Below are 22,451 nucleotides of genomic sequence, written 5' to 3' on the forward strand. Positions count from 1 at the left end.
TATGCTTTGCGGACATATGTCCTTATGTTTTTGAGGTCATTTGTCTATCCTCGCATAGCGCTATAATGAAGGCTTTGCTACTTTATATAAGTAATTTAGCACTATTAAAAGCAACTCACTTCACACAACCTATTCACTGGAACGTACAATGCAATTACCTACTGTTGATTATAAAGCTCCCGATGCGGCTGCACAATTTGTTGAATCGTTAAGAAATACTGGATTTGGCGTTTTAAAAAACCACCCAATCCCACAGTCTTTAGTTGAGTCTATTTACAAAAATTGGCAAGACTTTTTTAACTCAGAGCAAAAGCACGACTTTTTATTCTCTAAAGAAACTCAAGACGGTTATTTTCCGCCTTCAGTATCTGAAGTAGCGAAAGGCTTTACAATAAAAGACATTAAAGAGTACTTTCATGTGTACCCTAAAGGTCGCGTTCCTGCCCAGCTTGAAGCTGATGTACGTGAATACTACCGTTTAGCAAGTGAATTTGCTGGCACATTGTTAAGCTGGGTTCAGGCTGAATCTCCGGCTGATGTACGTGCTAAGTTTTCAATTGATTTAAAAGACATGATTGCCGATTCTGAGCAAACATTGTTACGTATCCTACATTACCCACCAATGACGGGTGATGAAGAGCCAGGTGCTATTCGCGCAGCAGCCCATGGCGATATTAACTTATTGACTGTATTACCAGCTTCTAATGAGCCTGGTTTACAAGTTCAAAAAACAGATGGCGGTTGGTTAGACGTGCCATGTGATTTTGGCAGCTTAATTATTAATATCGGCGACATGTTACAAGAAGCGTCGGGCGGGTATTTCCCATCGACAATTCACCGTGTAATTAACCCAACGGGTAAAGCATCTACTAAATCGCGTATTTCACTACCGTTATTTTTACACCCGCATCCAGATGTTGTGCTTTCAGAGCGCTACACGGCAGATAGCTACTTGCAAGAACGCCTGCGTGAGTTAGGTGTTAAGTAACTCTTATACTTAGAGTAATTAAGTATAAATATAAAACGGCTTATGGCCGTTTTTTGCATTTTTAAGCAACTTGAGCACAGGTTTAATTTTAATAAACTATGCTCAATTGCTCGCAACGTAAATAATGGCATGCATTCTTAGCTACTACAGGTATAATGCGCGCAACTGGCTAATGTAGCCTTATTTAAAAGAGAGTTTATATGAGTTTTGAAGGTTTAGGTTTATCACAGTCTTTGGTTAATGCGGTTTTAGAAAAGGGCTATGAAACGCCAACGCCGATTCAGGCTCAAGCAATTCCTGCAATTATTGAACGCCGTGATGTTATGGCAGCAGCGCAAACAGGTACAGGTAAAACAGCGGGTTTTACATTACCACTTATTGAGCGCTTGTCGTCGGGCCCTAAAGCTAAAAGTAACCACGTACGTGCACTTATTTTAACGCCTACACGTGAACTTGCTTTGCAAGTAAGCGAAAACGTTGAAGAGTACGCTAAGCATTCGGATGTGAGTTCGTTTGTAGTTTACGGTGGCGTTAAAATTAACCCACAAATGCAGCGTCTTCGTAAAGGTGTTGATATTTTAGTAGCAACGCCGGGTCGTTTAATCGACTTACATAATCAAAATGCAGTTAAATTTGATAGCGTTGAAGTGCTTGTACTCGATGAAGCTGACCGCATGTTAGACATGGGCTTTATTCACGACATTAAACGCTTAATTGCTAAAATGCCTGCTAAACGTCAAAACTTGATGTTTTCGGCTACATTTTCAGATGAAATTCGTGCATTAGCAAAAGGGTTAATTAATGACCCAGTTGAAATTTCAGTTGCAGCAAAAAATACTACAGCTAAAAGTGTTACTCAGTGCGTTTACGCGGTAGATAAAACACGTAAAACAGCATTGCTAAGCCACTTAATTCGTACTAACGATTGGCAACAAGTATTAGTGTTTAGCCGCACAAAGCACGGTGCTAACCGCTTAGTTAAACAACTAGAACGTGATGATATTACAGGCGCGGCTATCCATGGTAATAAGTCACAAGGTGCTCGCGTTAAAGCACTTGATGGTTTTAAAAGTGGTGAAGTACGCGTACTAGTAGCAACAGACATTGTTGCACGTGGCTTAGACATTGTTGAATTACCGCATGTTGTTAACTACGATTTGCCAAATGTATATGAAGATTACGTTCACCGTATTGGCCGTACAGGCCGTGCTGGTGCATCGGGTCATGCGATTTCGTTTGTAACGGTTGATGATGCTGTTGATTTATACGGTATTGAACGCTTTATTGGTGAGCTTATCCCACGTGCTGAAGAAGATGGTTTTGAGCCTATAAATCCAGTAGCAGAGCGCGCATTAGATGCTCGTCCGTTACCGGCTAAAAAGCCTAAGAAAAAGCAGCCTTTTAATAAGCCTAAATCTGATAGCAGCAAGCCTAACAGCAAAAAGCCGAACAATGGTGGTAATGGTACCGGCCCACGCCGTGGTGGTTCTAAAAAGCCAGCAGCTAAAACAGATGACAGCGCGCAAAACCCATGGGCAAAGCGTGAATCTGTTGGCGGTAATAGCCAACGCCGTCGTCGCACCAATAACGATTAATCATTATTAGTGATTGCACTAGCGTTTAATTAATTTAGAATTTAGTTAAAGGCAGATACAAAAAACGCGCTCCCTTCTTTAATTAAATAGAAGCAGCGCGTTTTTTATTGCCTGTAATTTGTACTTACTGTATTGCCTGCCTGATTAAATAGTTAATACCCAAGCCGACAAATAAAGTCACACTTACGCTAAGTAATGTGCCGAGCATAACGTACTCGGTAAGTTTTTTATCTTTGCTTGCACTTAAATCACCAAACCTAAATACCGACTTTGCCGCAAGTAAAAAACCAAGCCCTGCAAATTGGTCAAGCAATATAAAGCTCAGCATAAGTACGCGTTCCAACATACCTATGCTTTGCCCTGCAAGCACTAAGCTACCAGTACTTGAAAAGTTACTTGTTAAACGCTCTAACATCATTCTTATAAATACGGCGCAGGGGCTTAAAATAATTAAATAACCGCATACCACCCACAGTATTTTGGGATCAGTGAGCATATTATTAATTGCAGCCATAAAGCTATTGTTATCAGTTAGCCAAATACTGAGCGCAATAATAACGAGTATGTGCGCTATTTGATCTAGTAAAAAAGGCACCACGCCTTTATTAGAATACGATTTAGCTATATCAATAAAGTAATGGCTCAACATAATGCTCGCCGTGGTAATTAAAACACTGCTTAGTTGTTGCCACCCAAAGGTGTATTCCCACAGGGTAATGATGAGTGCACTTGTTATACCATGCACTAGTACATGAAAATAAAGCTTACTGGCTTTAAAGTGACGGGTATTTCTGTCGTTTACCCAACTCATAGGTTGCCAGTAAAAATCAGCGAGTAAGTGGCCAATAATAAGCGCGACCAGTAAAAGTGAAAACGCCATTATTCACCTCCTTTAATTATATTTTTTATAACGTGTTGCGTGTGCTTAATAAAGCGTTCTATAAGTTGGTAGTGCGCTAAATTGAGTAGTTTGGTTACGTTTTCGCGACTTGTTTTAAGCTCTTTAGCCAGTGCCGCGTGGCTGTTGTCTGGTGATGTTAAATAGACATACAGGGCATTTGCTTGTTTTTGTGTGATTTTAGTGAGCAATACGTCGGCAAAGGCTAAATTAAGATTTAAGCTTTCATCGAGCTGCTGCTCGTTAATATTAAAAACAAAGCGTTGATTGCCTATTTTATCAAGGCCTTGCCCCGAAAGAGTAAAAGCAGAACCGGTTGCTGTTTTTATATCGCTGCGTGGGTTATCTATTTGCCCAAGTGCCAAGCTTTGTCGTAGTTCATAACCTGACGATTTAAGGTGTAAATATACAAGTAAGGCATTTTTAAAAAGGAGCTGAGGATTATTAACTTGTAACTGAAAGGCATCGCCTCGGTATATATTCCAAAGTGTTTGCTCCCCCGAAATGTTTCGCAAACTTTGCTCTAGTTGATAAAGCATGGCATCGTATTGCTGCTTAGGGATTGTTTGCGATTTAATAATATCGCCGCTGATCACACCAATCATAAAAATCTCAAAATGGTTACTTTTTAATATGTAACCAATATTGGTTACATAAGGGTATGTAACTAATTTAGGTTACTTAAATATAAATTGCAAGGTACACTTATTTTATAACGTTACTTTTATTGCTATTAATCCTCACTAGGACACTAAATGACTTTACAAAACGAGCAGCAAAGCACGAAACCACGGGTCGGTATTTTTGTTGATGTGCAAAATATTTATTACACGTGCCGTGAGAGTTACGGGAAAAATTTTGACTACAATGCGTTTTGGCGAATGATGGAGGCGCAATACAATATTGAGTGTGCTTTTGCGTATGCAATTTATCGAGGAGATGAAAAGCAAAATCAGTTTCAAAATATTTTGCGTGCGATTGGTTTTGAGGTAAAGCTAAAGCCATTTATTCAACGCCGTGATGGAAGTGCTAAAGGCGATTGGGATGTAGGCATAACAATAGACATGTTAGAGCAGGGTAAAAATCTTGATAAAGTTATTTTGCTCTCTGGCGATGGTGACTTTGCTTTGTTACTTGGGCATTTAAAAAATCAATATAATGTACCGTGCGATGTATACGGTGCTGACAGGTTAACTGCTGAGGTATTAAAACAAAGCGCAGAGCAATTTCATTTAATTGATAATACTTTGCTACTTTAACAGTAAAAAATAGTTAAAAAAGTGCAAGCTAAGTGCCTGCAACATGAGAGATTTTAATACAAAGCCGTAATAGATGAATTAAGCCTTATATAGGCTTTTTTTATTACTGTAATCAATTGGGTTTGCTAAATGATTATGGTAATTTTAAAGCATAACGAGTTACCAAGGACTTACATGCTTCATTACAGCAACATGCCACTAGATAGAGGCTCAAATTTTCGTAAAGACCCATCGTGGCTTAAAGCGCAAATGTCGGCGCAAAGTAAATGGGTTTTAGTTAAAAATAATCAAACCCTATTTATTAAAGATACCCCTAAAGTAAGCTATTTAACGTATCAGCAAGTGGCGCATTTAGATTTAACGAGTGCTATTTTTGTTGGTTTAAACAATGCTAAACATGGTGTGTTTGCATTGGATGTTTCTGATCTGGATGAAAGCGTACTTTCGCCTTTAATAGAGGGCGCTCAGTTTTTTGATATTCGCCAATATGGGCCTCAAGTAACCATTAAATATGCCTCAATAGCCGCCCTTGCGAGAGGGTTATGTTATTGGCACGCCACGCATCGCTTTTGTGGGCGCTGTGGTAGTAAAAACCGTTCAGTGGAAGCCGGGCACTCTAGAGTGTGTGAAAACGAAAACTGTAAGCATCCTACATTCCCTCGTACCGATCCTGCGGTAATTATGGTTGTTACTAAAGTCTTTGCTGACGGAGTAGAACGCTGTTTATTAGGTCGCCAAGCTGCGTGGCCCACTGGTATGTATTCGTCGCTTGCTGGATTTGTAGACCCAGGGGAGACACTAGAACAAGCTGTTGCGCGTGAAGTTAAAGAAGAGGCAGGTATAGAGGTTGATAACGTACGTTATGTTGCATCTCAGCCTTGGCCGTTCCCATCGTCCATTATGCTTGGTTTTTTTGCACAGGCGACATCTGAACAAATTAACGTAGATAAAGAAGAGCTAGACGATGCAAAATGGTTTAGCCGTGAAGACTTAGAGCAATTTGGTAATTGGCACGAAGACGGCGAGCATTTAAAGCTGCCTAGAACCGATTCTATCTCTCGTTATTTAATTGAGCATTGGCGCACAAACCCTTAAGGATTAACAATGTCGAGTAAAAGTAATAAAAACACTCAGCTGGTATCATCAGGGCGAAAAAAAGCCTATACACATGGCGTAGTAAATCCCGTTGTACAGCGTGCATCTACCATTGTATTTGATACTGTAGCCGATTTAAAAGAAGCAGCTAAAACCCGTGGCGATAAAACGTTATTTTATGGGCGCCGAGGAACAACAACACACTTTGCGCTACAAGAAGCGATTACAGAACTTGAAGGCGGCGAAGGGTGTGCATTGTACCCTTGTGGCGCTGCGGCGATCAGCCAAGTATTTTTATCGTTTTTAAAAACCGGTGATCATATTTTAATGGTTGATAACGTATACGAACCAACTCGCGATTTTTGCGATAAAATTTTAGTGGGGCTGGGTATTACAACAACCTATTACCCGCCAACCATTGGCGCAGGTATTAAAGATTACATTCAGCCAAATACTAAAGTGTTGTTTTTAGAATCTCCAGGCTCTATTACGATGGAAGTGCAAGATGTGCCCGCTATGGTAAAAGTAGCCAATGAGCACAACGTAATGACCATGCTTGATAATACCTACGGTAACGGTCTGCATTATCGCCCGTTAGAGCACGGTGTTGATATTAGTATTCAAGCTGCAACAAAGTATATTGTTGGCCATTCAGACGTGATGATGGGGGTGGCTGTTGCTAATAAAAAGTATTGGCCAACCTTGCGCGAAAACTCATACTTACTAGGGCAATGTACCAGTGCCGATGATGCGTATTTAGCACTTAGAGGCCTGCGTACAATGGGTGTGCGTTTAAATCAACATGAAAAAGCAGCAATAGAAGTAGCTAAATGGCTCGAGCAACATGAGCTTGTTGATCATATTCGCCACCCTGCATTTGAAACCTGCCCAGGGCATGAGTTCTTTAAACGTGATTTTGATGGCAGTAATGGGTTGTTTTCATTTGTGATGAAAACCGGGAATCAAAAAGCGATTGATGCCTTTTTAGATAGCCTTGAGCATATTAAAATGGGCTTTTCGTGGGGCGGTTTTGAAAGTTTAGTAACCGCTAATTTAACTATGAAAGGGCTGCGTTCAAATACAGGTTGGGATTTAGGCCCGGTTATTCGCTTGCATATTGGTCTTGAAGATGTTGAAGATTTAATTAGCGATTTAAGCCAAGCACTTGAGGTTTATAAGCAGCATTTATAATTTATATCGCAATTTATGCTGTTACATTTAAATGTATTGTTACAAAGCTCACCATAGGTGGGCTTTTTTTTGCTGGTAATTCAAGGTGTTTACACTTAGTGTGGATAAATACACAGAAAATAAAAAGTCATTAAGGATAGTCAATGGCAACACCATTACCGATAAACGTAGGGCGATTAACGCAAATAGCGGGATTTGAGCTTGTACGTATGTTTTTAACAAAACGTGGACTTATTGCATTAGCAGCCTTTGCATTGGTGTGGCTAATAATACTGCGCTACCCAATAGGGCAGGCAGTAGGCATTGTAAGTGCACCCGATTTTGAGCAAATAGCCCGTGATATATCAGGCTCCATTGGTTTAAGTAAGCTGCTTGATTGGCCTGAGGCCGAATTTGCTATGTACTGGTTAATAGCCTTATATAGCTTTCCCGTTTTTGGTTTATTTATTTGTAGCGACCAAACGGTAGGCGATAGAGAGCGCGGCACACTAAGGTTTTTATCACTGCGCTCCACTCGCTTTGAAATACTGTTTGGCCGTTTTTTAGGGCAGCTAGGAGTATTAGCATGTTTGGTGGGTATAACGCTTGTAGCTACACTCGCGGTATTGGGTTTTAGAGAGCCAAGTTTACTGGCTGGTGGTTTTGCCCGTGCGCTTTCTATATTTTTAATATTAGTGATTACTCTGTGCCCATTTGTAGCACTAATGACGTTAATTAATACCTTTGCTCGCTCATCACGTTTATCTATTGTATTGGCAATTTTATATTTTGCAGCAGGCGGTATTGTAGTTGGTTTATTGCAATGGCAAATACCCGCATTAGGCCTGCTTGATTATTTATTTCCGGGTGTGCAAATAGAGCTATTAGCGGGGCAAAATTTACCATTATTGAGCGCTGTGGCTATTCCCCTTGTGCAAACTGCGGTATTACTAAGCGTTGCTCAACGTATTTTTGCAAGGAGCTCACTATGAGACCATTAATTACAGCTAGCGGTTTGAGTAAATCGTATGGTGCAAAACTTGCGCTTAATAATGTGGACTTTGAAATTAACAAAGGCGCGCCAGTGGCACTTGTTGGGCCAAATGGTGCGGGTAAAACTACCTTATTTAGTTTGTTGTGCGGCTATATTGCGCCAAGTAAAGGCAGCCTTGAAATATTAGGGCATAAACCTGCTAGTGCTGCTTTATTTAATAAAGTAAGTGCATTACCGCAAGACGCGCAACTTGACCCTCGTTTTAATATAGATAAGCAACTCGCCTTTTATGCAAAGCTGCAAGGTATGGGTGCTAAGCAAAGCCAAACTGAGGCGCTACGTGTACTTGATTTAGTTGGCTTAAAAGAAATTGCAAAGCAGCGTGCGGGGGATTTATCGCACGGTATGCGCAAGCGCGTTACGATAGCGCAAGCACTTATTGGCGCACCACAAATTGTAATGCTTGATGAAGCAACCGCAGGGCTTGATCCGATTCATGCCAGAGAAGTACGTGAGCTGGTATCAGAATTAAGTGAACAGGCTACATTTATTTTAAGCTCTCACGATTTAACTGAGCTTGAGCGACTATGCTCACAGGTACTTCATTTAGATAAAGGCGTACTAAGCGAGCATCAAACAAAAACTAATAATACCGATAAACACTTTTATACATTAATGCTAAGCGAGGCTTATCAAAATGTTGAGCAACAGCTTCAAGCAATTGCAGGTGTGAGTCGTGTGTATATGAGCCAACATAAAGAGTATGTAGTTGAGTATCAGCCAACGAGCGATCCACTTGATATTGCACTACTGAATTTTTGTCATCAACAACACTGGCAGTACCGACAGTTAGTTAATGGTCATACATTAGAGAATCAAATATTTAAACAGGAGAAAGTATAATGGGTTTACTTAGCGGACTTATGGGTAATGCAAGCGAAGTTGACGATTCTGATTTAGAAAAAATCCTTGCCAATACATTAATTGACGGCGAGCAAGTAGAAAAAGCATATAAAGTAGTACGTGATATGTTTATTTTTACTAATAAGCGCTTAATCTTAATTGACAAGCAAGGTATGACCGGTTCTAAAATGGAAATGGTGAGTATTGCTTACTCTAAAATTACCAAGTTTAGTAAAGAAAGTGCAGGCCATTTTGACTTAGATGCCGAGCTAAAAATATGGGTTGGCTCAGATCCAACACCAATTAGTAAAGAGTTTAAGTCTGGCGATAATATTAACGATGTTTACCTAATTATTAGCCAACACGCGCTTTAATACGGTACATGTTTTAAGTAGTTGTTGACTAGATGTTGCAACTACTTTAATTTTACAGTTTACAACACTTCCTTACAATTAACTTAATAAATACAATTGGTTAGTTAAGTTTTCATTCAGTTTCCTAACGTTAGCATGTGCCTCGACTTTAGCAATACAGCTAGAGCATAAAAAGCAATGTACATAGGGAAGTCTTACAATGAAAAAATTAGCAGTTATTATTTCGAGCATTTTATTATCTAGCACTGCGGCTGCTGCAGACAGCTATAATTCAATTAGTAACCTAAGCTACAAAAATAGCGATAACAACGACACCGTTGCTGTAGATTCTATTTACTACTTATCTCCTAAAAAAACTTTAGGTCCGTACGATCAATTTGAGTACATCAATAAACAAACTAACGTATATGGCGGCTACGCTGATGACGACTCTGGTGATGTTACAAAAGTTGGCGGCGAATACTTTATTAATGAGTTTGTTGTTGGCGCATCTTACGAAAACCTAGACCCAGATTCAGGTTCTAACAGTGAGCTTTATAAACTGACGGGTGGTTACTTTTTCAACCCTGATTTACTTGCAAAAGTAACACTAGTTGAAAACAAAGACGGCGACGACTACGCATTATTTGATTTAGCTTACAACTACATGCTAAACAGCACAGATTACGTAGGTGTTACACTTACATCAGACGACGATTTTGATTACCGTGCAGTTGCTGCTAAATACTTTATTGATTTACAGCAAGGTAACTACCTAACTTTTGAAGGTAAATACGAAAGCATTGATGACGCAGAAAACCAATGGGTAGCAGAAACTAACTACTACTTCTCAAAAGCAACATCTGTATTTGCTAACTACAACAAGCAAGACACTTACAGCTTTGGTGCTCAACACTTTATCAATAAAAATATTGGTGTAAAGGTGGGTTACGAAAACAACGCTGATGATTCTGACAACGATGCGTACTTTGCTAACATGCGTTTCCAGTTTTAATTAAGTCCCGTACTTAGTTAATACAAAAGTAATATCAAAGGCCCGCTAAATTTAGCGGGCTTTGTTGTTTATAAACGTTTGATCTTTTAACTATAAACTTTTACTAACCATAATTACGGCTTTTATTATGCTCATCTAAATAACCCCTTTAAGTTATAAATAGAGTTGCCATAAAAGGCTAGATTTTTATTAAAGCCATTAAGTAGAGTCGATGATAATAGTTATAAAATAATGAGTATTGGAGTTTTTTTGCTGGTAAATAATAGTTATTGGAAAAAACAGATAAAAATATGCACTTATACAAACCTATTTTTTATTATAAATTCAGAAATAATGAATTAATTATAGTCATTATTTTGAGAAATTAGAAAAATTTAGTGAGGGGAGGTTATATTGATGAGGTTTATCGAATAATTAAGTTGTGTTTAATTTAGCGACAACTTGTACCTTATTTGTTACTTTTTGAGTTTAAATGATGACAGACTATTGTTACGTAGATTTTGATGATACCTATTGTTTACATTTGCTTGTAATTATTTATATTTTCAGTGGTTTAAATTTGTCCTCTTGTTCGGTTTTTGTTCATTTTTTGGCGTTAGGATGCGCCCCGACTTTGGCTAGACAGCTGAGGCATAAAAAGTAATATTTATAGGGAATTTAAAATGAAAAAATTAGCCGTTATCATTTCGAGCATTTTATTATCAAGCGCTGCAACCACTGCAATAGCTGCAGATACTTACCAATCAATCAGCCATGTAGGATACGTGGATGTAGATGGTGATGACACAATAACTGTTGACTCAACTTATTATTTTTCTCCAAAAGCGACTTTAGGTCCTTACGATCAATTTGAATACATCAATAAGCAAACAAATGTTTATGGTGCATACAGTGATAATGATTTTGGAGATGTTACTAGCGTTGGCGGTGAGTATTTTGTAGAAGATTTTGTATTAGGTGCACAGTACAATAATTTCGATAGTGATTTTGGCTCAAGCACGGATGTAATTGAACTTTCTGCAGGTTACTTCTTAAATCCAAACTTTTTATTAAAAGCAACGTTTGTTGATGTAGAAGATGCTGAAAATCAGTTTGTGTTTGACCTAGCATATAACCACGAATTAAATAGCACTGATTATATCGGTTTCACAGTAACAGCAGATGATGAGTTTGATTACCGTGCAGTAGCAGCTAAGTACTTTGCTGATTTACAGCAAGGTAACTACTTGACTGTTGAAGGTAAATTTGAAGATGTTGATGGTGGTTCAAGTAACTGGGAATTAGCATCTAACTACTATTTCAGCAAAGCAACATCGGTTTTTGTTACAGTTAATAAAAATGATGATTACACTCTTGGTGCTCAACACTTCTTCAACAACAATGTTGGTTTAGAAGCAGGTTACGGCAATAACTGGGATGATTCTGATTATGATGCTTACTTTGCAAATGTAAGCTTACAGTTCTAATTTAACTAAAAATTAGAATATGAACAAAAAGCCCGCTCATTTGAGCGGGCTTTTTATTCAGCGCTATTTACCAGCCGCAGTTGCGGCCTTCATTTTGTTTATCTAAATATGTTTGTAATGGTGCAAAGTAATCGAGCATTGCTGTTGCATCCATTTGCGGCTTACCTGTCACAGTTTCAAGCGCCTCTTGCCAAGGGCGAGACGAACCCATTTCAAGCATAGCGTTTAGCTTATCCCCTGCTTCTTTTGAATTATAAATAGAGCAGCGATGAATGGCTTTATCGTTACCGGCAATTTCACATAAGCTACGATGAAACTCAAATTGTAAAATATGCGCTAAAAAGTAACGTGTATAAGGCGTGTTACCCGGAACGTGGTACTTAGCACCCGGATCAAAGTCGTTTTCGCTACGTGCGATAGGAGCTTGCACTCCTTGGTATTTTTCACGTAATTCCCACCAAGCTTTATTGTAGTTATCTGGGGTTACTTCACCTGAAAATACCTGCCAACGCCACTGATCAACCATTAAGCTAAACGGTACAAAGGCTACTTTATCAAGTGCCATTTTCATCAACAAACCGATATCTTTAGATTCGTCAGGTACTTGTTCAAGTAAGCCGATTTCTTTTAAGTAACCCGGTGTAACCGATAAGGCAATGGTGTCTCCAATGGCTTCATGAAAACCATCGTTTGCACTTTCTTGATAAAATAAAGGTTGTTTATTATAAGCGCGTTGATAAAAGTTATGACCTAATTCATGGTGAATGACTGAAAACTCTTCGCCTGTGCGCTGAATACACATTTTAATGCGTAAATCGTCTTTACTATCGATATTCCATGCTGATGCATGACACTGCACATCTCTGTCTTTTGGTTTTACAAACAATGAACGCTCGTAAAATGTCTCTGGTAGTGCGTCAAAACCCATTGATGTAAAAAAGTTTTCTGCCCCTTTGACCATTTTAAGTTCGTCGTAATTATTTTGAGCTAATAACTCGGTTACGTCGTAACCCGGATCGGCGTTATCTGGTGCAACTACATCGTAAATATTACCCCATGCTTGCGCCCACATATTACCAAGTAAGTGCGCTGGTATTGGCTGATCTTGAGGTACTTTGTCGGTGCCGTACTTTTCACCTAACTTTGCGCGAACATGGCAGTGTAGCGAGTTATACAGTGGTTTAACTTGGCCCCAAATACGGTCAAGCTCAGTGGTGAAGTCATCAGCAGGCATATCGTATTTACTGCGCCACATAGCGCCCGTATCGGCATAACCAAGCTCCTTTGCACCTTCGTTGGTAAGTGCTACTTGTTGCTCGTAAAGTGGGCGCATGGGTTTTGATATTTCACGCCAGCCTTGCCATAAATCAAGTAGTTCGTTGTAATCTCGGCTGGTGGCCATTTTTGAGGTCATGTCGCCAAGGCTCAAACAGCTACCATCTTCTTTACAGTATTTACCTTTACCATATAGCCCGCCAAGCTCTGCGACAATTTGTGAAAGCTTCGCTGTTTTATCAGCGTCTTGTGGGGCAGGAAGTGTAAGTGCTAGTTTTAGTTTATCAAGCTTACGGCGAGCATCGTAATCAAGCTCTAGTTCGTCGTATTTTGCAGCTTCATTTGCTAAACGCACGACTGTTTCGGTCATTTTACGGTTAACTTCAGCCGATAGAGCAGATGTATCGTGAGTAATAAAGTTTGCGTAAATCCACTCTGCACGGCTCGATTCTAAATAAAGTGCACTCAGTTCTTTTTCTGTGTTTGTTATAAATGTATTTGCATCTTTAGCTGTTACAGCTTTTTTAGTGTGTGGTGAATCGGTAGTGTCGATAGATACTTGTGCATCGCAGGCCGTTAAAGCAAGAGTACTTGCTACCATTAAGGCGCTCATACTTAGTTTAAATCGAAAGGGGATCATGCTATTCCTTTAATTTATTGTTATTAAAACGTTGATAATAGCAGTGATGTTTAAAACAATAAAATGAATGCGTTAAGGCTCACGACTCGTCGTGCAATGATTGTATTTAAATTAAGATGGGTCATAATTAAGTTACTATTTTCATTCAATGTGTAAGGAATGTGCGCATGTTAATATTTATAATATTGCTGGTCGTGGTGGTGGTTATTTTTGCGGTTAAAGATATTCGCCTAAACTTGATTAGTCGTCCTACGTTTAAAATGTTCAAAAAGGTGCTTCCGCCATTATCGCAAACAGAGCGAGAGGCGATGGAAGCAGGTGATGTTTGGTGGGATGGTGAGTTATTTAGTGGTAACCCAGACTGGCAAAAACTGCACCACTTTCCAAAACCAGAGCTTAGCGATAAAGAAAACGCATTTATGGCTAACCAAGTAGAAACCTTATTGGCGATGCTTGATGATTATCAAATTGTACAAAAAGACAAAGACTTACCAAAAGAAGTGTGGGATTACCTAAAAACAGAAGGTTTTTTTGCGCTGATCATTCCTGAAAAATTTGGCGGTCGTGAGTTCTCGGCAATTGCTAATTCAACGATAGTGTCAAAAATTTCGACTAAAAGCTTAACAGCCGCAGTCACTGTTATGGTGCCTAATAGCTTAGGTCCGGGCGAGTTACTTCTTCATTATGGTACTAAAGAGCAGCAAGATCGTTGGCTGCCAAGTTTAGCTGATGGTACAGATGTTCCTTGTTTTGCACTGACGGGTCCAGAGGCGGGCTCTGATGCTGGCAGCATTCCTGATTCAGGCGTTGTGTGTATGGGTGAGCACAATGGCGAGCAAGTAATGGGCCTGCGTTTAAATTGGTCAAAACGTTACATTACGCTTGCACCCGTGGCTACTGTACTCGGCTTAGCATTTAAAATGTATGATCCAGACGCTTTATTAGGTGATAAAAAAGAGCTAGGTATAACGTGTGCGCTTATACCAACCGATCATCCGGGTGTTGAAACGGGTGAGCGTCATTATCCGCTTAATATGGCCTTTATGAATGGTACCACTTACGGTAAAGATGTATTTATACCACTGGACTGGATCATTGGTGGTCAAGAGTGTGCAGGGCGTGGCTGGAGAATGCTTGTTGAGTGTTTAAGTGCAGGGCGTGGAATATCACTACCAGCATTAAGTGCAGCAACTGGGCATTTAGCTTCAAAAATGACATCGGCATATGCCATGGTACGCCAGCAGTTTGGTGTATCTATAGGGCAATTTGAAGGCGTGCAAGAGGCACTTGCGCGTATTGGTGGTTTAACTTACACACTTGAGTCGTGTAGATTAATGACCGCAGGTGCGATTGATTTAAAATTAAGTCCATCGGTTGTAACAGCGATTGCTAAATACCATATGACTGAAATGGGTCGTACGGTAGTGAATGATGCAATGGATATTCATTCAGGTAAAGGAATTCAAGTAGGGCCTAATAACTATTTGGCGCATGGATATATGGGGATTCCAGTATCAATTACAGTAGAAGGCGCGAATATTCTAACGCGTAATTTAATGATATTTGGGCAAGGTGCAACACGCTGCCACCCATTTGTTTTAAAAGAAATGGAAGCCGCTGCAATGGAAGATGACGACGCAGCACTTGAAAAATTTGATGGTTTATTAATGAACCATATACTATTTGCAGCAAGTAATGCAGGCATGGCATTTGTGCATGGCTTAACACGTAGCTACTTTGCGAAAGCGCCTGTAGGTGGTGAAACGGCTATTTATTATAAACAACTGAGTAGAATGAGCCGAGGCTTAGCTATTTGTACAGACGTTGCAATGTTAATGCTTGGCGGTGAGCTTAAACGTAAAGAAATGATATCAGCGCGTTTGGGTGATGTATTGAGTCATTTGTACTTAGCATCAACTGTTTTAAAACGTTATGAAGATGAAGGGCGCCAACAAGCTGATTTACCATTTGTAAAATATGCAATTGAGAACTCATTATTTGAAATTGGCCAAGCGTTTAATGGCTTCTTTAAAAACTTTTCAAACCCGGTTGTTAATTTTATCCTTAAACGTATCGTGTTCCCACTTGGAAACCATTACCACAGACCAAGTGATGAAATAGCACAAAGTATTTGCGAGCGTATGACTCAACCTGGTGTATTTAGAAACCGCTTAACGCATTTATGTTATGTAGATGAAAATGCAGGTACTGGGGTCATGGAAAGCGCATTTTTAGCTATGCATGATATGCAAGCGCAGTTTAAAGACTTAAAACAATGGCAGCGTAAGGGCAGTGTGCCTGCAACGCTTGATATTGAAGGTGCTATAAATTTTGCGCTTGAAAATAAGTTGTTAGAGCAAACGGATGCTGATGCAATGCATCATGCTAATAAGCTACGTAAGAAAGCCATTGCAGTTGATAACTTTCAACCTGGTGAGCTGTAGCGCAGTACTTTAAATACTAGGGCGTGTTGACCCTTCGTGGTTGAATTTGCAGCAGGCTGTTTGGTTTTTAGGCAAGGCAGAGCCTATGTAGTGTGGTTATTCCCCATAAATCGGCGATAACGCAGCATAAATGCCAAACATGCGCTGCCCTTTGGGTTCTTTCTAGGGACGATTAACTCTTTGTTGCCTACATGGATGTCATAGGTAGGTACTTAAGAAAAACATTAAGTACAGCCTTAAAAATTTGGCTCTACCCCATACTGAAATACTCCTGTTTTTCGATCGCGTTTGGGGTGTGCCCTAGCTGCATTTTTCCTCAGAAAGTCAAATGCTCCATTAACTGCATTTAACAATCCTTTCCTATGCTTCCTAATAATCGCTGTTAATATGGCAATCCACCAAACACCCGTTGTTTTTGCTACTGTCATTGTAGACATTTCAGTTTTAAATATCTTTTCAATACAGCCAGTTAAAAATCTTTTAAGCGTGGTTACTATTAAACTTACATAAATTAGCGCCTCTTGTAAGGTTGCGTTTGATGTTTGAAAGCCGCGTAAATTATTATAAGACTTACACTCCTTAAAAAGTAATTCAACCTGCCAGCGTAACCTATATAATTTGCCTATTTCAGTCGCTGTAAATTCATCAATAGATAAATTAGTGACTAAAAATGTATATTGTTTTTCTTTTTTTGACCAATACCCAACGACTCTTGTTAGCTTGTTTTTTATGCTAACATTCATATCAATAAGATCATTTTTAGGTAATTCGGGAAGCAATTCACATAACTTTGGGGAATGACTTCCTGTTAATTCCTGTCCATTTTGCTTAAAAGCATTATGTACTCTGACTGCTTTTAATCCCTTCGCTCTTAATACGTAAAATCCTCCTGCTTTATCTAATTCATGAATATAACTACCTGAATAATATCCTCTATCAGCAAGTAACAACTGTCCTTTCAACTCTTTAAATGTTGGAAGTTCTTCACGTTCAGAGTAACTGTCTGGTGTTATACCTGCTTTTTCAAAGCAACCTTGCGTTAAATTTAAAGTAGCATGCAATTCAATGGCTGCTGGACACGTATTTGAAAATCGCCCAGGAAAAACATCTTTTAAAGAACGATGAAGCATAATAGAACTACCGTCCTGAATTAAAATATTCTCAAACTTGAACAAATCTTTTTTAGTGTCCTTAAGCGCATCATTTATCCAACAATTAAAAACTCTATTTGTTACCTCTCGCATTAGTTCAGCTAGTTCAGGTTTAACTAACTGGTTATGAAAAGGCTTATACTTAATAGACTGCCCTGTTAGCTGGTTATAAACTCTTAATATTTCGGATAAATAGATCGTTTTTTTATCCCCAAGCGCAGCAACAAGACTAACAACCATATGAAATGCGGTAATATTTCTTTCTCTTTTAGTAAATGCTACTTGTTTACCAAGTCGGTTCAGTTTTTTTTCACTTAGGATACTTTTTAACTTATTAATAAAAATGTTAGCATTCATTTGAAGCTCTTTTCTTGATTCTGTGGTTTGTGTGGTAACAACCATTTGATCATGAATTGAGCTTCAACTCAATTTCTTAAGATCTTACCTATGACATGGATGTAGGTAAGGGGCGTGAGCAGGACGCGGAAGCTTTGCTCGGTTTTTACTTAGCCCACTAGGTTACAAACCTCGCGCCGCGATTAAATCGCCCCTAGATTGAACAAACTTCAATCCACAAAGATCAACACGCCCTAGCTAAAGCGAAAAAGGCCTTACAAATGTAAGGCCTTTTTATGTTTAATTCATTTATTTTTAACGAGCGTAAGGGTCGGCAACAATTTTATCTATGTACCATTTTCCCTTTTTACGAAGCATTTTTACACTGCGCATTTCGTCAATTTTATCACCATTTAAATAGCCGGTAAAAATAAGGTTTATTTTAGCGTTATCGCCGTATTGTTCACGGACACTCATATTGGTCATATCAACTTCAATGGTTACTTCATCATATTGCATATTTACTAAGTTACGGGAAAACTGTTTAGCGGTGCCGTAGGATTTCATTATACGTGTAAGGTTGGGGGTTGCCATGGTGCTGGCTTTTTGAAGGTCTTGCTGGTTATAAAGCGCATCAAAATAAGCGGTTGCTGTATCGCCAGGAGTGTCGCCAAGTGTTTTGGTATCGTCACCACAGGCTGATAAAAATAAACAGATGACCAAACTTAATAAACTCGTGATTTTTTTCATATTAATTATTATTAATTAGTTTTTTTAAAGTGTGTGGTTTATCTATGCAGATGTAAAGGTATGGCAGGCAATAAATAGAAAATTGGATAATAAATAATAAAAAAGGATGCCTAAAGCATAATGCCAGTCAGTTAAGCTGACTGGCATTTTTCTTTTTATGGGGATACTTAGATGGTTTTGGCTTAACCCATCGGGCTGACGAATCCCCAAAACGTGACAGGCACAGCAATTTATGATCTTATGTAAATCACCACAACCCACATAAGTCACAACTGCTATGCCTGAGACATCAGTTTGCCATAAGTACTTTAAACATGCATTAGCGCCATTCAATAATGCCAGAGTAAAAACATTACTAAGCTGCAGTAATGCATTAATTTCGGGCAATAAACTTACCTTAACTGAAATCGGCAGAAATTTGTCTGGCGCTGTGGATGTAAAACATAAAATAAAACGCGTTGATCGCTTCTTAAAAAATACTCACCTCTACAATGAAAGGGTCGCTATCTATGAAGCATTAGCTCATCCTATTATTGACTCTTTACCCATGCTTGCAATTGCCGTTGACTGGAGCGGTGCCTGTGGTCACGACTATCACTTACTGCGAGCAAGCTTACTTGTGGATGGGCGCTCTATCGTGATTTATAACATGATTGTTGAGCAGAAGGATTTTGATAGCCCAGCAACCAACAGCCTGTTTTTAGATGAACTTTATGAAGTGCTTGGACGACATCCTAGTGTCTATATTGTAACAGACGGCGGCTTTCTTACGCCTTGGTATAGTAAAGTACGCGAACTTGGTTGGCATATGATAGGTCGATTAAGAGGCTCAATGAAGTGTAAACTAGCCATGCAATCACAATGGCATACATTAAAACAACTTAGGACTGGTGCCAGCGATATACCTAAGGCGTTAGGTCAAGCACGACTAACTCAGTCCAGCCCGACAGCATGCGATGCATTTTTACACGTATATCATGGAAAAAATAAAGGAAGAAAAGGAAAAAGCAGATTTACGAAAGATACAAAAATGTATCAAAACTTAGCTAAAGAGCCATGGTTACTCGCGACATCAGACAATACAATGACGAGTAAGCGAGTAGTTGGTTTATATAGTAAAAGAATGCAAATAGAGCAAAATTTCCGCGATGACAAAAGTTTGAGATATGGTTTTTCGTGGCGTTTTAGTAAAAGCACCGGCATAAATAGAATAGGAATATTATGCTTGATAGCCACAATAGCGAGCACTGCGTTATGGTTTATAGGGTGTGAAGCAGAAAAAAGAAAGTGGCATATAAAATTTCAAGCAAATAGCGTTAAGAATCGCCGAGTTCTTTCATTTTTAACCTTAGCCAAGCAAGTCATAAAGCTATGTAAGAGACGTATTACACAAAGCTATATAGAAAAAAGTTTAAAAAACTTTATTTTGAATTACGAAAAAGAGGCCGCTGGATAAAGTGGGGATCCCTCAGCCCATCGGGGATATCTTCTATCCTCTCGTCTAGCTGGAAGCTTAAATAAGACCAGTGTATTGAGTAAGTGCTGCCAGTGTATTGGAATGTTTCCTGGACTCATTATAGATACTGACGAGAAATACTGAATGACAGCCATCGAACTGCTAGAGAAACTAAGCTGGTTAGGCCATATCCCTGTAACTGTCGCCGCCATCGTCATTATTCTTCGTATTAAATTATAGGCGAGTAACACGCCCCATAGCTCCTGACGCACCATGTCTGGACGCTTGCTTCTTAAATGGTATGCGCTATCAAGCATGGTTTGTTTGATTTCTCTAAACCCAAGTTCTATCTCCCAACGATGACAATATAATTCAACAATTTCATTACCTGGATAACACAATCTATCCGTCATCGAGGTTAATATACGGTAGCTTTTGCCCTTTATTGTTTTACTGATTAATCTCGCTTTAATCGTTTCAGGAACATCGGGAAAGTTTTTTTGTGCATGCTTTGTTGTTTTCAATTCAATGATATGGTCATTTTTACCCGCGCTGGAGATGATTTCATACTGTAAGTCGGGCCTTGCTGGTATCAGCCAGTGCCTCATCTTCCCAGTTTGGTGCCAACGATTTAACAGGCCTAAAGAATAATATCCTTTATCAAACATAGTCAGCGAATTATCTGGTGTACGTTCAATTAAACGCTCAGCTAATTTCATCTCGTTGGTTTTATAGTTATCAAACTCGCTACTGAGCAGTTGATGGCTGGTCAATTCCATATGACAGACCATGCGTATTTGAGGAAAGGCTGTATCACCGTATTGGTTGCTACCTGAAGAGAAGGCTTTACGATTATCAGGCGTGTCGGCTGTTCGCCACACAACACCGTCAACAGCTAATAGGTTCAAACCATTCCATGTTTCGAATGACTGTTGCTTATACATTGATTGAGCAGATTTATTGAAAACGTGTTTAACGGAATCATCACCTAACCTTTGTCTCGCCTGTACCATCGCACTTGGAGCAACGAGTTGGTTCTTGCCAGGTAACATGATATCTAGCTTATTAGCGATATTCCAAACTGATTCTTTTCGAAACAATGCCATGCCAATAACTGACCACAAAACGGCTTCAAGCGGTAATCTTCGCTTACGAACGGTTGCAATCCCTGCTTGTTGAAAGCCTTGTTCAATGATTTCAGGGTCAAGAATTTCTGATAATTTTTCAAAGGTATGGTATCGGCTGCTTTCTTCAAGTGTTACTTGCAGTGCTTGTTCTATATTCACAAAAAAATCCGTAGTTAGTTTCCTAACTACGGATTTTGCATGATCGTTTGGATCGGTCAACCGGTCATTTTCTTAACTGATCGGCATTAAGCCTAAAGCATCCTTCTAAAAATCTTAAAATTACTTATTGTACTAGTTCTTGTTCACTAAACTCTTCATCAAACATTGGGCTTGATAAGTAACGCTCAGTTGCACTAGGTAGGATAACAACAATATTTTTATCTGCGTTTTCAGGCTTTTCAGCAATTCGCTTAGCTGCAACAACCGCTGCACCTGACGAAATACCGACTAAAATACCTTCTTTTTTCATTAACTGATGCGCCATTGCAATTGCGTCTTCGTTAGATACAAGCTCTGCGCCATCAATTAAGTCCATATCTAAGTTGCCAGGAATGAAGCCAGCACCAATACCTTGGATTTTATGAGGACCTGGTTTAATTTCTTCACCGGCAAGCGTTTGGCTAATAACTGGAGAGTTAGTTGGCTCAACAGCAATAGATTTAACGTTTAGACCTTTTTCTGTTTTGAGGTAGCGGCTAACACCTGTAATAGTACCACCAGTACCAACACCGGCTACAAAAAAGTCTACTTTGCCATCAAGCGCATCATAAATTTCAGGGCCTGTTGTTTCAAAGTGAATTTTTGGGTTTGCAGGGTTTTCGAATTGTTGTAATAAAATATATTTATCAGGTGCTGTTGCTTGAATTTCTTTTGCTTTTTCAATTGCGCCATTCATACCTTTTGCACCGTCGGTAAGTACTAGATTTGCACCTAATGCTTTTAATAGCTTGCGACGTTCTAGGCTCATGGTGTTTGGCATAGTAAGCGTTAACTTGTAACCACGTGCTGCTGCAACAAATGCAAGTGCAATACCGGTGTTCCCCGATGTTGGTTCTATAAGTTCTTTACCTTCAACAAGCTGACCTGACTTTTCAGCTTCCCAAATCATCGATGCACCAATGCGGCATTTGATACTAAAGCTTGGATTACGAGATTCAACTTTAGCGTATACATTCCCACCTGTAACACGGTTAAGTTTTACCAGCGGTGTATTACCGATGCTTAGTGAGTTATCTTCAAAAATAGTAGACATAATGTTCCTTTGGATGCAATCTGATCAACGTGTTAATAGCCTTTGCTACTAACTATATAAACACACTTTACTGTGAGTTTAAAAAAACTAAAGTAAAGTTTGGCTATAACATATATCTATTGGGCTTATAACCAGTCGAAATAAAAATCAATTATTAGCGGTGCTTTAGTTATTATAGGTGCGGGCTTAATTTAAAATTTAAAGAGTAAAACTTCGTTTAGTCAAAAAATGTTCAAAAGAGTATTGAATTAAGCTGTGTTTGTTCAATATTTGTGCATATGAAT

At 39.2% G+C, this 22,451-nt stretch carries 19 protein-coding genes; 12 read left to right on the forward strand and 7 right to left on the reverse strand.

Annotation, left to right across the window (positions count from 1 at the left end; translation table 11 throughout):
• Positions 1–148: 148 nt before the first annotated feature.
• A complete protein-coding gene (locus tag ABX891_RS08115) occupies positions 149–988 on the forward strand; it encodes an isopenicillin N synthase family dioxygenase (RefSeq protein WP_337120555.1) in 840 nt (279 codons plus the stop codon).
• Between the two features lie 200 nt (positions 989–1,188).
• Positions 1,189–2,583, forward strand: coding sequence for a DEAD/DEAH box helicase (locus ABX891_RS08120; RefSeq protein ID WP_354629260.1), 1,395 nt, complete (start codon positions 1,189–1,191; stop codon positions 2,581–2,583).
• A gap of 124 nt (positions 2,584–2,707) precedes the next feature.
• Here the strand turns inward: ABX891_RS08120 and ABX891_RS08125 are convergent, their stop codons facing one another.
• Entirely contained in the window at positions 2,708–3,463 is a 756-nt protein-coding gene (locus tag ABX891_RS08125) for a DUF3307 domain-containing protein (RefSeq protein ID WP_354629261.1), read from the reverse strand.
• On the reverse strand, positions 3,463–4,086 hold the full coding sequence (locus tag ABX891_RS08130; RefSeq protein ID WP_002962846.1) for a hypothetical protein: 624 nt from the start codon (positions 4,084–4,086) through the stop codon (positions 3,463–3,465). The genes ABX891_RS08125 and ABX891_RS08130 overlap by 1 nt, the downstream gene beginning before the upstream one ends.
• Before the next feature lie 150 nt (positions 4,087–4,236).
• Between ABX891_RS08130 and ABX891_RS08135 the strand changes: the two genes are divergently transcribed.
• From ABX891_RS08135 to ABX891_RS08170, 8 genes are all read left to right on the forward strand, one after another.
• Positions 4,237–4,740 (forward strand): LabA-like NYN domain-containing protein, encoded by a 504-nt coding sequence (locus ABX891_RS08135; RefSeq protein WP_002962844.1) that lies wholly within the window; start codon positions 4,237–4,239, stop codon positions 4,738–4,740.
• Between the two features lie 174 nt (positions 4,741–4,914).
• Positions 4,915–5,835: an NAD(+) diphosphatase gene (gene nudC / locus ABX891_RS08140; RefSeq protein WP_354630127.1), complete on the forward strand. Its 921-nt coding sequence runs from the start codon at positions 4,915–4,917 to the stop codon at positions 5,833–5,835.
• Positions 5,836–5,844: 9 nt separating this feature from the next.
• Positions 5,845–7,026, forward strand: coding sequence for a cystathionine beta-lyase (locus ABX891_RS08145; protein ID WP_002962840.1), 1,182 nt, complete (start codon positions 5,845–5,847; stop codon positions 7,024–7,026).
• A gap of 143 nt (positions 7,027–7,169) precedes the next feature.
• Positions 7,170–7,997, forward strand: coding sequence for an ABC transporter permease (locus ABX891_RS08150; protein ID WP_309168650.1), 828 nt, complete (start codon positions 7,170–7,172; stop codon positions 7,995–7,997).
• Positions 7,994–8,902, forward strand: coding sequence for an ABC transporter ATP-binding protein (locus ABX891_RS08155; protein WP_354629262.1), 909 nt, complete (start codon positions 7,994–7,996; stop codon positions 8,900–8,902). Before ABX891_RS08150 ends, ABX891_RS08155 begins: the two co-directional genes overlap by 4 nt.
• A complete protein-coding gene (locus ABX891_RS08160; RefSeq protein WP_354629263.1) occupies positions 8,902–9,276 on the forward strand; it encodes a PH domain-containing protein in 375 nt (124 codons plus the stop codon). Before ABX891_RS08155 ends, ABX891_RS08160 begins: the two co-directional genes overlap by 1 nt.
• Before the next feature lie 199 nt (positions 9,277–9,475).
• Positions 9,476–10,270 carry a putative porin gene (locus tag ABX891_RS08165; RefSeq protein WP_354629264.1) on the forward strand — a complete coding sequence of 265 codons (795 nt, stop codon included), beginning with the start codon at positions 9,476–9,478 and terminating at the stop codon, positions 10,268–10,270.
• A 662-nt stretch (positions 10,271–10,932) separates the two neighbouring features.
• The gene (locus ABX891_RS08170; protein WP_354629265.1) at positions 10,933–11,736 is read left to right on the forward strand and encodes a putative porin; all 804 of its coding nucleotides are present in this window, start codon (positions 10,933–10,935) and stop codon (positions 11,734–11,736) included.
• A 67-nt stretch (positions 11,737–11,803) separates the two neighbouring features.
• Here the strand turns inward: ABX891_RS08170 and ABX891_RS08175 are convergent, their stop codons facing one another.
• Positions 11,804–13,651, reverse strand: a complete 1,848-nt coding sequence (locus ABX891_RS08175; RefSeq protein ID WP_354629266.1) for a M2 family metallopeptidase — start codon at positions 13,649–13,651, stop codon at positions 11,804–11,806.
• A 167-nt stretch (positions 13,652–13,818) separates the two neighbouring features.
• On the opposite strand from ABX891_RS08175, the gene ABX891_RS08180 reads away from it, so the two are divergent.
• Complete coding sequence (locus tag ABX891_RS08180) at positions 13,819–16,095, forward strand: acyl-CoA dehydrogenase (protein WP_309168653.1); 2,277 nt, start codon at positions 13,819–13,821, stop codon at positions 16,093–16,095.
• A 236-nt stretch (positions 16,096–16,331) separates the two neighbouring features.
• Here ABX891_RS08180 and ABX891_RS08185 read toward each other — a convergent pair whose 3' ends face one another.
• Positions 16,332–17,603, reverse strand: coding sequence for an IS4 family transposase (locus ABX891_RS08185; RefSeq protein WP_354629267.1), 1,272 nt, complete (start codon positions 17,601–17,603; stop codon positions 16,332–16,334).
• 294 nt (positions 17,604–17,897) lie between these two features.
• On the reverse strand, positions 17,898–18,332 hold the full coding sequence (locus ABX891_RS08190) for a hypothetical protein (protein WP_002963139.1): 435 nt from the start codon (positions 18,330–18,332) through the stop codon (positions 17,898–17,900).
• A 277-nt stretch (positions 18,333–18,609) separates the two neighbouring features.
• Here ABX891_RS08190 and ABX891_RS08195 point away from each other — a divergent pair, with 277 nt between their 5' ends.
• Positions 18,610–19,788, forward strand: a complete 1,179-nt coding sequence (locus tag ABX891_RS08195; protein WP_354629161.1) for an IS4 family transposase — start codon at positions 18,610–18,612, stop codon at positions 19,786–19,788.
• On the opposite strand, the gene ABX891_RS08200 is transcribed toward ABX891_RS08195, so the two are convergent.
• The gene (locus tag ABX891_RS08200; protein WP_354629268.1) at positions 19,764–21,074 is read right to left on the reverse strand and encodes an IS4 family transposase; all 1,311 of its coding nucleotides are present in this window, start codon (positions 21,072–21,074) and stop codon (positions 19,764–19,766) included. The genes ABX891_RS08195 and ABX891_RS08200 overlap by 25 nt on opposite strands.
• A gap of 124 nt (positions 21,075–21,198) precedes the next feature.
• Positions 21,199–22,167: a cysteine synthase A gene (gene cysK, locus ABX891_RS08205; RefSeq protein ID WP_002963138.1), complete on the reverse strand. Its 969-nt coding sequence runs from the start codon at positions 22,165–22,167 to the stop codon at positions 21,199–21,201.
• Positions 22,168–22,451: the final 284 nt, after the last annotated feature.

The sequence above is a fragment of the Pseudoalteromonas sp. NCIMB 1079 genome (genome assembly GCF_040567695.1).
GTDB lineage: Bacteria > Pseudomonadota > Gammaproteobacteria > Enterobacterales > Alteromonadaceae > Pseudoalteromonas > Pseudoalteromonas distincta.